The organism is Kitasatospora sp. NPDC056273, from assembly GCF_042268845.1.
Classification (GTDB): Bacteria; Actinomycetota; Actinomycetes; order Streptomycetales; family Streptomycetaceae; genus Kitasatospora.
Map to the genome: position 1 here is coordinate 24,646 of NZ_JBHJSJ010000049.1, position 12,547 is coordinate 37,192.

Below are 12,547 nucleotides of genomic sequence, written 5' to 3' on the forward strand. Positions count from 1 at the left end.
CTTGGCGGTGGTTGCTCAGAATGCGGCAGGCTCGGCGGGTGCGCCGGGTGGTGTGGGCCTGCGGCGGTCGGCTGTCCCGTCCGGGTGGGGGCTAAGCGTCGTGGGCGGGGGACAGCTGGAGGTAGCCGGCGCGGGCCTGCGGGACGGGGTCGTCGGGGTGGGCGGTGTTGTCGGACTGGACGATGGGCAGCTCGCCCCAGTCGGGGACCTGTGCGGTGGTGACGTGGGGTTCGGCCCAGGTCCAGTCGCCGTGCCAGGAAGCGGGGCGGGGCATGACCAGTCCGCTGCCGGGGGCGTCGGTGGCGACCGTGAACGCGCGCAGGGCCACCGGGTGGCCCTGCGCGGCGGTGAAGCGCAGCCGGATCAGCCTGGCCTGAACCGTGGTGTCGTGGTGGATTTCCTGTCGGGCGGCGTAGGTGCCCAGCTCGGTCCAGGAGGCGGTGTCCGGGGTGCCGTCGGTGGAGCACTCCAGCACGGTGGCCGGGGTGGAGAATCCGCCCGTCAGGTCGCCGGGGAGGATGTCGATCCGGTGGACGGTGCGCTGCTTGCCGAGGTCGACCAGGACCCAGCCTCCCTGGGCGACGTGTTCGCGGCTCAACCAGTAGGTGCCGAGGTTGCCGTCCAGGAGCCGGGCGATCGGGTGGCCGTCGGTGCTGCCCAGCGGCGACTCCGCCTCCTGGTCGACGGTGCGGGCCGGGGCGAGGAGCGGGTCGAGACGGAAGGAGGCGCGGATGCGCGCCAGGGCCTGGTGGACGAGGTCGGCGTCCAGCGCCAGGGCGGCGACGGGCAGGATGCCGGTGGTGGCGTGGACGGGAACGTGGGGGTCGGCGAGGAGGGTGAGGTGGTGGGTGACCGCATCGTCGCCGGGGCGGGCCGGCAGGGCGAGGTCGTAGCCGAACTCGATGGGCTGGACGTAGTCGCTGCCGGATTCGGGGGCGACGGCGTTCAGGACGGTGTAGTCGGTGGCGCCGCCAGGGCCGCTGGAGCTGGCGAAGTAGCCGATCAGGCCGTCCGTGAGCCGCTGCGGATCGCCGAGCCTGATGGGCCACCGGTAGTCGGGGTACTCGGGGTGGGGTGGGTCGAGAACGTCCCAGCTGGGGCTGGTCAGTGGGGCGCCGCGCAGCTCGATGTCGAGAGCCGCGCGGATGAGGGCGACCGGGCGGCCGATGAGCCGGGTGGGGCTGCGGTCTTCCTGGGCGTCGGGGTCGGTGATGGTGGCCAGGGTGGCGTCGATGGTGTCGACGAGCTGGTCGAACGCTGCGGGTGGCTTGGCCAGCAGTTTGACGAGCATGCGTGAAAGCTGGGGGAAGTCCTCCGCGAAGTCCTCGGGGCAGGCGTGGGGAGCGTGCGGCAGGGCGTTCCAGGCGGTGCGGCTCTGGTCGCCGACGACGCGCAGTTCGCCCAGGGGTGCGCCGTCAGGGGCGTAGACCAGCATGGTGCGGTCGAGGTGGTTGAGCATCAGCCACCCGACGACCGGGCTTGTGTCGACGGTGGAGGCGTCCACGACGCCGGTGTAGCGGGCGCTGTCGCCGGCGTGTGCGGGGTCGAACCGCACCCGGGAGTCCTGCAACAAGCGGGGCGGGAGCTGGAAGAACCGTTTGAGGGCGCGGACGCCTTCGTAGAGGGGAGCGTCGGGTTTGACGCTGTCGGCGTGGACGGTGTCGAGCTTCTGGTAGTTCTCCTGCACCAGGTTGGTGATGTCGCAGAAGCGGGAGAAGCGGTCGATGATCCGCAAGGAGGCGAAGAAGAACTGCCCGGCCCGCACCGGCTGGAAGCGGTCCTGGTCTTCGGTGAAGTCGGCCGCCGGTCCGGGGTTGGGCACGGACTGCGGGTCTCCGAAGAGCGCCGCCTGGCTGCCCGCGGGGGTCATCATGCGGGCGGCGCCGTCCTGTTGGAGCAGCCAGTCGTTGAACCCGTCGAGGGTCTGCGAGAGCAGGTGCATCTCCTCGTAGTCGTCTCGCAGTTGTTGCAGGCCGGCAGTGTCGCTGGTGGGGTAGGTGTCCAGGTAGCGCTTGATCTGTCCGCGTAGCACATACGGGACGGTGGGGGTGAGGAAGGCGCGGTCGCGGAAGACGAGCCAGCGCATCTGGGCGTCGCCTGTGGAGTTTTCGCCGCTGCGTTCGGCGCCGGTGCCCTTCCAGACGTAGTCGCTGCCGTCGAACTCCCAGTGATCGGTGCCGTCGCTGTGGTACGGGGTAGGGCAGTAGCGCAGTTCCCACTGCAGATACATCGGTGCCCACGGCTGCTTCCAGACAGCGGTGTATTCGGCCAGGGTGCCGTCGACCTTGTTGTCGGGGTCGGAGAGGGCGTCCGCGAGTGCGTTGCCACTGCTGCTGTCGGAAGGGGCGCGGAACGCTTGGTCCAGCAGGTCGCATTCGGCGATCAGAGCACGGCAGACGGCGGGCAGGTCGGCCAGGTTCGGGGCGAGCGGACTGGCGGGTACCGGCTTCCAGTTGCCGTCGACATGGACGCGCCGAAGGAGCCGGGAGGGGATGCGGCAGGGCAGGGGGTCGTCGGCGTCCCGGGAGAGGGGCTCGGTGGTGCCGGCACCCTCGATGACGACGACCGGGTCGGCGGGATGGTGGAACGGCTCGCGGGCCGTACGCCGCAGCTCCAGGGCGTTTGGGAGCGGGTGGGCGGGGTCGCGGACGTAGGCGTCGATGGCCTCCTGCAGTTCCTCGGGGGTCAGGCCGTGGGGGACCTGGCGAAGGAGCTGGGCGGCTTGGGCGAGCAGGGTGCGTGTCCGGGCGGCCAGGCTGCCTGCGTCGTCGAGGTCGAGCGCGGCGTCGGCGACCGCGGCGTCGAACTGAGCCGGGTGCTCGCCGCTGTGGTGGCGCAGCCACCACAGCGTCCACAACCTGCTCTGCGCCTGCTGGAGGGTGATCGACAGGGCGTCGTGCTGCGCTTGGCGGGCGTTGAGTTCGGCCAGCCACCCCGGGACGGGCGGGAGTTCGACGGGCTCGTCGGAGGGGCGGGGGGTGATCTGCCAGACGTAGCCGCCGTCGTGGCCGGCGAACCAGGCGCTGCGCAGGGCTTCGTCGAGGGCGATGTCGCCTTCGACGGTGCCGTAGGTGTCGATGGTGCCTTCGAACAGTGCGCGGATCAGGTCGCCGGTGCGCGGGTTGCGGGTCTGCCGGGTCACGAGGGCGCCAGCGGCGTCGGCGGTGCTGTGGCCGATGGCGACCGTCTGGGTGAGCGGGTCTGGCATGTCGGATTCGGGGTAGAAGTTGCGTTGCTTCCAGGGGATGCCCAGGCTGGTGCCCGCGTAGAAGGTGCGTTGCGCGGCGGGCGCGTCATGGGGGGCGGACCAGCCCAGCGCGGTGAGGATGTCGGCCGGTGTGTGGTCGGGGGGCAGCAGGCCGGGAATGTCGGGGGCCTGGGCGAGGATGTCCCGGCCGGGGTCGGAGTACCAGCCGATGACCTGGTAGCTGATCTCGGTGTTGGGCGGGTAGGTGTTGAGCGGGTCTTCGGCTTTGATGTCTTCCAGGGTGTCGTGGAGCATGAAGACGTCCTGGTGGAACGGGGCGAAGGCGGCGAAGGCCGGGATGCCCGGGCCGACCGCGGTCAGGAACAGCTCACGGGACTCCGGCTCCCGCCATGGCCCGTTGGCGAGGTCGTGTTTGCGGCCGATCCGGTCGGCGTGCGGCTCCGGGTTGCGGCCGCGGGTGGTGGCGAAGCGGGAGGTGCCGTGTCCCAGGCCGGCATCCGGGTAGTCGCTTTCTTTCAGGTAGTCGCTGTGCACCACCCACCCTGCTGCCTTGCGGACTTGGTCCTTGGGTGAGAAGAAGTAGCGCACCACCAGCCACCGGTTGGGCACCAGTGGAAAGGCGGTCTCGCCGGTTTCGGGGTCGTAGTGGCCGCGGGTCAGGGCTTCGGGTAGCTCCCACTGCACCCGCAGCCCGAAGGACAGGTCGTAGTTCTCCCTGCCCACCGGGGGCTCCGCCGGAGCGCGCTCGCCGATCATCGCGGTGAAGTTCAGGTTCCAGTGGCAGAACCCGTCGCTGTCCTTGACCTTGTCGTTGACCATCAGGGTGCGCACCCGCACCGGCACGATCAGGTCGGTGTCGGAAGCTGGAACGTTGGTCATGGTGTGCGGGTCTCCTCAGGCGCGGGGCAGCAGCAGTTGTTCCAGCGGGGCGTTGACCAGTTGCACGGCGAACTCACTCGCGTTCAGCTGCGGGCCGGTGCGAAGCGCCTGGGTGAGGGCAGGGACCAGGCCGCCGTTGCCGAGCAGGTGCAGCACGTCGTTGCCGCCGGGACGCAGGAAGCGGTCGAAGATCGAGCTGCCGTCGTCGGGGAAGTCACGGCCCAACGACGCACCCAGTGGCGAGGTGGCGTTGGGTGTGAGCTGGCGCAGGCCGATCACGGGCCTGCCCTGCTCGTCGTCGATGCCGAAGTGGATGCCCTGGCCCGGCTCGCGGATCGTGACGTTGTCCGGGATGCCGTCGAAGAGCACCAGCAGGGTGTCAGGGGCGAGCCGGGCACGGCGCAGTTCGGCGCGCTGGGAGCCGGCGCTGTGCGCGGTGATGGTCATCGCGGGCCAGGCGGGGACGAGTTGGGAGCGGATCAGGATGCCGGCGGCGGGGCGGGCGCCGGTGCTGCGGGCTGTGGTGGCCGCGCGCAGGGCGTCGTCGAGCTGGGCGTCCATGGAGGTGTGGATGCCCACGCTCGCCGCCCCGTCGATCAGGGCGTTGATCCAGCCCGGATCCACGGCGAAGACCCGCAGGGATTCCTCGGGGAGCATGTCGGGGTGGGGGACGAGGTAGTGGAAGGGGACGCCGTCCAGCAGGTTGAGTTTGTCCAGCCAGGTGGGCAGGGAGGCGATGTGCTGGTCGGCGGTCGCACGCAGGGCGCTCTGGGCGGCCTTGGTGCGCAGAGTCGCCCGGGCTTCGGCCCGGGACAGCGGGATGCGTCCGGTGGCGCGCGGCACCTCGGCGGCGTCCACCGGTGGCGCGGCAAGGGCGCTGACCACGGATGCGGCGGCGAGGGTGTGGAGCCACTCCAGTCCGGGCCGGGGAACAGGCTGGTCCGTGGTGGTGCGGGCGGCGCGGGCCGGGTCCGAGGCCAGCGCGATCATCGTGGCGGCCTGGTTGGCGAGGTGGCGGCGGGCCCGGGTCACGTCACCGGCGTAGTCGGGATCCGACAGTGCGATAGCCCGCCCCAGCGTCCACGCCGCGGCGTAGCCGACGTCGAACAGGCCGTGGTCCTCTTCGTAGATCAGGAGGTGGTCGGCGGTGGTGTGGTGCTCCGGGGTGGCGGGTACCCGCCGCGCGCCCACGGGGGTGAACGGCCCCCGGTACCAGGCGTAGCCGAGCTCGCCGGACAGGACCCGGTGCGGGACGGGCACGTAGCCGAGCGCCAGGCGCTGGGTGACGTAGGTGTCCTCCGCGTCACCGCCGGTGCCGGTTGCCGCTGGTTCCAGGCGCAGGGTGAGCCGGTGGGGGTCGGCGATGCCGGGTGCGGTCATGTTCCGCAGCAGTCCGCGGGCGTCCAGGCCGGCTTCGGGGTCGCTGCTGAACGACCAGGTCCACAGCGAGCACAGCCGAAGGTGCGTGGTGCCGGGCGCGATGGTCCCGGCGAGTGGCTTGTCGTGGCCCTCCAGGGACACCAGGTGGCAGGTGTAGGCGCCGGCGGTACGGGGGAAGCGGTTGGCGTTGACGACGGCGAAGTCGCCCTCGGTGAGGACTTCTCCTTCGAAGCGCCGCTGGGCTTTCTCGACCTTGCGGACGTGGGCGAGGTAGTAGAGCTCGTCCTCGGTGGGGATCAGCCGCCGGAAGAGATCGACGGGAACGTCGATGGTGCGGCAGGTGCTCTCCAGCGTCTCGGCCGGCAGGCCGGTGATGGCGGGGCCGAGGACGCCCGCCTCACCCGGTCGGCACAGCTCGGCGACCCGGCGGGAGGTGGCCAGTCCCATCGCGTCCGGATCCTCCGCCAACTCGCCCTCCCGGAAGACCATCAGGGCCAGCCAGGGGGCGCGGGCCTCGGCGCGCGACCACTTCGGTTCCCGTTCCCACGGCAGGATCGGGCGGTTGAGGGTGATGTGCGGCAGGACGAGGTGGTAGTCGCCGCTGGCACCGTTGCCGGGGAAGACCGCGTGCACGGAGGAGGCGTCCAGGACGAACTGCACGGCCCGGATCTCGAACGCCTCACTGGCGCGCGGCAGCGGTTCGTCCCGGTCGATGGGGGTGCCGTTGGCATCCTTCAGGACGTGCTGGACGTCGACGGTGTAGGTACCGGGGGTGGCGATGGGCAGTTCGTCGTCGTGGAAGGTGATGTCGAATTTGGGCTGCTGGGTCGGCATGAAGGGAATCCCTCGCAGGCGGGAGGACGGGCGGGTCAGCCGGCGGCGGTGAGCAGCGGCGAGGAGACGAGCGTGTCGGCGGCGATGTCGGCGTACCGGTTCCGCGGGCCGTTGACGCCGGGGGCGACGCCGAGCCGGACCATCGCCGTGTAGGCGGCGTCCCGCCGAGACTGCTTGTCGGCGATGGTGGAGGCGATGGTGTCGATGCTGGTGGACGATGCCACTGGTGCGGGCCCGGCAGCCCGCCCTGGCCGGGTGGACAGTGCCCCGTCCGGGGTGACCTTCTCGGCCCCGAGCGCCTTGGAGGTGACCGGGCCGACCTTCGCCTTGCTCAGCTCCGGCGGTGGGACCTCGAAGTCGATGCCGATCGCGCGCCGCAGCAGCGGAACCTCGTCCAGCGCATCCCCCGGCTGCTGCAAGGGTGCGCCCCACATGGACGTGGCGACCTTCTGGTACGCGACCTCGATCTTCCAGTCGTTCAGGTTGGGCTTGCGACCGTTGTGTTCGATGGTGACGCGGTGTTCGGAGACCACACCCGTCTTGCGCATCGGACGGATCCCGACCCCACCGGGGTCAACGCCCAGCCGCGCTTCGTTGAGGTAGACGGCGGTGGCGGGGATCGCGGAGGTGGTGGAGAACGCGAACCCGTAGGCGGAGGCCAGCACCGGTGCCGCGATCGAGCGGCGCGCGGCCACCTCCCCGGCGTCCACGTCGGCGAGCAGACCGCGCTGCGGGGTCACGGCGACGGGCGCCGGCAACTGGGCACGCATCTCCGGCCACGGAATCGCGGGCGGACTCGTACGCCCGGAGCCGATGTTGAAGCTGAACGAGACGAACCAGACCTTGACCGTCACCCGCCCGCCGAACGGCGGTGTCCACAACGCCAGATCGATGCCCACCGTGATGGACACTCGCACCTTGACGAACCACACCTTGATGGTGAACGCCACCCCGATGCTGATGCCCAGCGCCATGTCCAGGTAGAACGGCTTCCACTGGATCAGCACGTCCAGGTACGCGGTGAACCAGGCCGACAGCAGACCCGAGGTGTAGCTGGCCTCCAGGCGCCCGCCGACCATGAACGCGCTCGGGGTGAGCGCGGTGTACCCCTGCGCCTTGACGACGATCTTGTTGTCCGGGGTCCACACGAACCCGAGGCGGGCCGGAACCGGATAGTGGCCGGGAACCCGGTAGCGGGGGTGGTAGCCGCCGACACTGATCACGAAGTCACCGGCCTGCGGCCCGGCCGTCCAGACGTACACCGCGATCCCGCCGGTGAGCCGGCAGGCCGGGTCGAAGATGAACGAGCCCGCACCGACCGCCACGTCCAGCGACAGCAGGCCCTGGGACTGCTGGTAGGCGAGCTTGAGGTCCAGGTCCAGGCGGGCGTGGACCTTCTTACCGGGCTCCGCGTTGCGCGGGAACGTGATGGAGGTGCGGCCCAGCAGCATCACGTTCAGCTCGCGGCCGAACTCCACCAGCGCCAGCGCCTTGGTGTCGATGAACTTGAACGTGGTGAACTGGACGCCGACCGCGCCCCAGTACTGGCCATCGGCCGGCCGCACCCAGTCGGTCAGATCCTTCAGGATCTTCTCCGGAGTGGCCTCCGGGCGCCCGTCCAGGCGGGCGATCAACGGGAAAACGGGGAGTTCCTCGATCTTCGGCACCCGCACCGAGCTGTTGACACCGAAGCCACCCGACAGGCCGGTCACGGTGAACGCCGGCGGACCGAACAGCGCCGCACCGCCCTTCGCCGCCGCCTCACCGAACAGGAACACCGACGCCCAGCCGCCCCTGCTGCGCGCGTAACTTCCCGCCGCCTGCATCGCGAAGAGCCCGGCCTCCACCGCCACCAGGCCCGCGATGTACACCTCGTACGCGTCGTCGTTGCGTACCTCCAGCACGCCGGTGACCTTCAGCGGCGGAACCGCGATCCGCACCCCTGCCCCGGCCAGCACCGGTGTGACCGTGAAGTCCTGGTCCACCGCCAGGCCCAGACCGATCATGTCCAGCGCCACCGGCCCGAGCGTCAGGGTGGCGTCGAAGGCGACGAACAGCCGGCCTTTCGCGTAGCCCAGGCTCACCCGGCGGATCCGCACCGGCCCGAAGACCTGATCCAGCTCCTGGGCCGAATCGCTGCGCTGTTGCCCCGCAACAGCGGCACGTTCGCGCCCCAGCACCACCGCGCCCTCGGACGTGTCCAGCGGCACCAAGCCATCAGTCCCACCCTGCAACAGGGCAGCGGCCGTGGTGCTGTTCGGCCGCCGGACCAATGGCGCCAGCGCTCGGCCACCCATCGTCAGCAGCCCCCAGACGAGCAGGCCGCGTTGCAGCGCCTCGTCCATCAGCACCGGCAGCAGCCCCTGCGCGGCCCCGGGCAGACCCGCGACCACGGCGTTCAGCTCCCGGACCTGAGCGAGAGGCCAGGCACGATCCGCATGGCAGAAATTCACTCCTGTCACGACCACATCGCGATCCGCGGGGATGCTCTCCCCCACCAGCGGCAGATCGGATGCCCGGGCCCCCACCACCCCTCGGACCGCCACCAGACGAGCGGCCCCCGGCCCCGCGCCCTCGGGCACCGAAGCCACCACCACCCCCACCCGGCCGACGACCGCCGACACCACCAGCGCCCCCGCCGCGGCGGTCCCCACGGGAAGGCGATAGACGAACGACACCGAGCCGAACGATGGAACGAAGGGCCGCAGATCCGCAGGGATATCGATTCCGACGGCCGCGGCCAGGTGAGCCAGCGTCAAGGGCTGGCCGTCGTCCTCCAGGGACGCGCTCAGTTCCCAGGCCCCTGAGCTCGTCTTGGCGATCGCGCCGCTGAACCACAGTCGGGTCTCCGCACCCTCTACGCCGGCGGTGAAACCGGCGTCCGCGGACAGCGAGAACGCCGGGGCCCCGCCGGCGGGCGGGGTCGAACGCCGGAAGCAGACGAGCAGGTCCATCACCGTGTCACCGAGGCGGACTTCGGTGGCTGCGGTGAACTCCCATTCCTCCGGGCCGCCGGGGCTCGTCAGCACCTCGATCGTCAGGTACTGAAGGTCGAAACTCCGCAAGCCCTCCGGAATTTCACCGGCCACTCCCCAGTTCTCGCCGAACCAATCGAGCAGGTCGGCCATCCGAACGTTCTCCGCGGTGACCCCGCGAAGCACGTAGCCGCTCTCATCGGACCAGGTTTCCAGATCCAGCCGGATACCGCCGATGATGACGAAATCAACCCGCTGCGGCATGCCCAGTGCCGGTGCGTCGGCCGGCGGCTCCGCCACCATGCCAGACAGGGCCCCGACGGGCCGGATGCGGTACTTGGCGCCCGCCGGCTCCCAGTCGGCGGCCTTCAGCGGCCATACCCGGTCCGGGGTGAAAGCCTCGATGAGGCCCTTGAAACCCTGCACGCCATCGCTTTCCATCCCCCCGCCCTTTGGCTTCTTACTGAACCGGTCCAGACTGGCGAAGGCCGCGGTCCGCTTGGTAAACGCCTCCTGGCTAATGATCCGTGCGCTGCCGCTTTCGACCTTCGAGCCGGGATCATCGGTTCGGTTCTGCCTGTTCGGGCCGACGAACAGGTTTCCCGGCAGCCAAGTGAGGATGCTGTGGATGTCGTCCAGACCCTCCGGAGTGATACCAGCAGGGTCATAGCTGGAATCCGGGTGTTTGAACGTCTCCATGAACTCCTTGATGCGAGGGAAATTGAGCTTCCCCTTGTCCGTGTAGTCCAAGGTCTCAAGTTTCCCGACCCACGTTTCGGCGAACTCCTCCAGCCCAGCCCTGAGACTGGACCCCTTGACGTTGTACGCGTTTTCGATGGCCGCGTTCCATGCTTTGACGAGCGTTTCGGAAGGGATGACGTGATGGCGTGCCAGCTCGATCCCCCCGACCGGCTGCGACTGGTCGAGGTCGTCCGGTTTGCGGTTGACCAGCGCATCCGCGAACGGATACCTACCGCGCCCTTCGAGCAACAGCTTCATACGCTCGGCCACTGTCCAGCCTCCTCGGCTTGTGCGACTACTCAGGCCCTTGTGTGACCTGGGAAGGATCGGCTCGCCGGCCTGCTCCTGGGTCCGGCGAAGCGCCGGCGCAGCGATCCGGCAGCCGACGTCGGCCTCGGGCGGCCGCGGTCAGTCGAGCTGAAGAGACGGCTCGCCGTACGCCGGCCCTCAACAGCTCGTGCAGATCAGGAAGTTCGATCAGGCCCAGGCGCAGGAACAAGTCCTCCCCGGATGTCGGAACATGGTGAGCAGACCCGCAACGAACACCGACATGCGAGATCCCCTCGCCACCGGCACGAGCGCCACAGCTGGAAGCGCCCAACCGTCAACCGAACAGACGCAGGCCATGACTCACCCCACTGGCACCGAACAGCAGGCATAGATCATCGTCATCAGGACCCTCGGCCTGACAGGAACCGATCACATCACACTTAGTGATCGTCTTGTGCCTCAACGCGATATTTCGCCAACGCGCGGCCGAATCGAGCTGTCGCTCGACGCCTCAACCCGAGAGAGCACACCTGCGCCCTGCCAAGGGAGAACTGCAGGTCAGAAAGCAGATTTCGCCCTGGTGGTCGCACGGTGGTCGCGGATGGACGCAGGCTGGAGGGGAATGACCCGCACACGACCTTCCGAGGCGATCACCATGCGCCGCTCACCCACTCCCGACAGAGACCGAGGAAGCGTCTACCGGCGCTGCGGCTGCCGTGACGACCACCGCCGACAGCTCGGCACCCGCTGCCCGCACCTCGCCGCAGATCCCCACCACGGCAGCTGGGCCTTCGCCGTCGACGCACCCTCCACCGACAGCCACCGTCACACCGTGCGACGCGGCGACTTCCCGGACGAACTCGACGCCCGCATCGCGCTGAGGCGCTTCAACGAGTCCCTGCCCCTCGGCGTCGTCACCGACCCGCGGCAGAGCACCGCCGACTACCTCAGCAACTGGCTGGCCGAGAAGGCCCTCCGCCTCAAACCCACCACCATCGCCCGCTATCGCGACTACATCACCCAGGACCTCATCCCCGCCCTCGGCGCCATCCCCCTCGACGACCTCACCCGCCAGCACCCCGCCTTCGTCACCGACCAGTTGCGCCGGCAACGGGGCAGGGTCACCGTCCACCGAATCATGTCCACCCTCTCCAGCGCCCTCGCCACCGCCGTCGACACCGAACGCCTGGCCCGCAACCCCGCGAAACCCCCGCTCATCCCCAGGCCCGCGGCGGCCGAGCGGCACCTGTGGACCGAGGAGCAGGCGGCCCGCTTCCTGCGCTTCACCCATCTCGTCGACCCGCTGTACGCCGACCTCGCCGAGCTGATGATCGGCACCGGCATGCGCAAGGGCGAGGTCCTGGCCCTGCGCTGGGACGACATCCACCTGCCCGAGCGCACCCTGTTCATCCGCGCGACGCTCTCCGCGATCGACAACAACCAGCTCCTGCTGACCGCACCGAAGACCAAGGGCAATCGTGCCTGGGTCGCCCTGTCCGACCGCGTCGTCGAAGCCCTCGACGAGCGAACGGACTCACGCGCCTTCGGCCAGATCACCCCCGCCGGCGGCTACGTCTTCCACCGCCACGGCCGCCCCCTGCACCTCAAGACCGTCCTCGACCGCTTCCACCTGCTCTGCGACAAAGCCGGCGTCCCCCGCCCGGCGGAAAGGTCGGCTCCCCGGTGATGTACCAGGTCAAGGGCACCGCCGGCCCCGTCCACGGTGCCGACATCGCCGTCGTGGTCACCAACGGCTCCTTCACCCGCGACGCCAAGGCATGGGGCGACCAGCACCAGGTGCGCTGGGTCGACCGCGACCGGCTCCGTCTGTGGGCCGAGCACGGCGTGGCCCTCCACGAACTGCTGCACCTGCCGGCCCGAATGCCTCGGCGGCGAGTCCGCCGCCCCGCAGCCCGGCCGGTCCGGCCCCGGCGCCCCGAGACGACACAGGAGAGGCCGCACAGTGCGCCATGACGGCACATTCGATCCGCTGCTGAAGGTGCTCGCGGCCCGCCTCCTCGCCCCACGCGGATACGTCCGCTACGTGGAGGACGACTTCGACAACGAGACCCCGGCCATCCTGACGTACGGGGTCCATCACCTGGACGCAATGGAGGCCACGGAGTTCGAGCGGGCGTGCGCCGCCCTGCTCGCCCGAGACGGCTTCACCCGGGTCCAGCACTCCGGCCGCGCCGGGGGACCTCGGCGCGGACGCAGGCCGGGCTCTCGACCCCGGGTGAAGTCGGGCTGCGGCCGACGC

4 protein-coding genes and 1 pseudogene are annotated in these 12,547 nt (G+C 70.0%); 2 read left to right on the forward strand and 3 right to left on the reverse strand.

The annotated features are described in order from the left end of the window. Positions 1-91: 91 nt before the first annotated feature. Genes ACFCY1_RS32060 through ACFCY1_RS32070 form a run of 3 tightly spaced genes read right to left on the reverse strand, consistent with a single transcriptional unit; the run spans position 92 to position 10,287 of the window. Positions 92-4,087 carry a discoidin domain-containing protein gene (locus ACFCY1_RS32060; RefSeq protein ID WP_375876818.1) on the reverse strand — a complete coding sequence of 1,332 codons (3,996 nt, stop codon included), beginning with the start codon at positions 4,085-4,087 and terminating at the stop codon, positions 92-94. Positions 4,088-4,102: 15 nt separating this feature from the next. After that, on the reverse strand, positions 4,103-6,301 hold the full coding sequence (locus tag ACFCY1_RS32065; RefSeq protein ID WP_375876819.1) for a hypothetical protein: 2,199 nt from the start codon (positions 6,299-6,301) through the stop codon (positions 4,103-4,105). Between the two features lie 35 nt (positions 6,302-6,336). Continuing rightward, positions 6,337-10,287, reverse strand: coding sequence for a DUF6603 domain-containing protein (locus ACFCY1_RS32070; RefSeq protein ID WP_375876820.1), 3,951 nt, complete (start codon positions 10,285-10,287; stop codon positions 6,337-6,339). Positions 10,288-10,942: 655 nt separating this feature from the next. Here ACFCY1_RS32070 and ACFCY1_RS32075 point away from each other — a divergent pair. Then, complete coding sequence (locus ACFCY1_RS32075) at positions 10,943-11,974, forward strand: tyrosine-type recombinase/integrase (RefSeq protein WP_375876850.1); 1,032 nt, start codon at positions 10,943-10,945, stop codon at positions 11,972-11,974. After that, positions 11,929-12,261 (forward strand): annotated as a pseudogene (locus ACFCY1_RS32080) (restriction endonuclease); the annotation flags it as partial. The gene ACFCY1_RS32075 and the pseudogene ACFCY1_RS32080, both read left to right, overlap by 46 nt. Positions 12,262-12,547 lie beyond the last annotated feature (286 nt).

Coding starts and splice junctions, on each gene's coding strand:
- ACFCY1_RS32065 (WP_375876819.1), bottom strand. CDS start 6,301: ATGCCGACCCAGCAGCCCAAATTCGACATCACCTTCCACGACGACGAA.
- ACFCY1_RS32075 (WP_375876850.1), top strand. CDS start 10,943: ATGCGCCGCTCACCCACTCCCGACAGAGACCGAGGAAGCGTCTACCGG.
- ACFCY1_RS32060 (WP_375876818.1), bottom strand. CDS start 4,087: ATGACCAACGTTCCAGCTTCCGACACCGACCTGATCGTGCCGGTGCGG.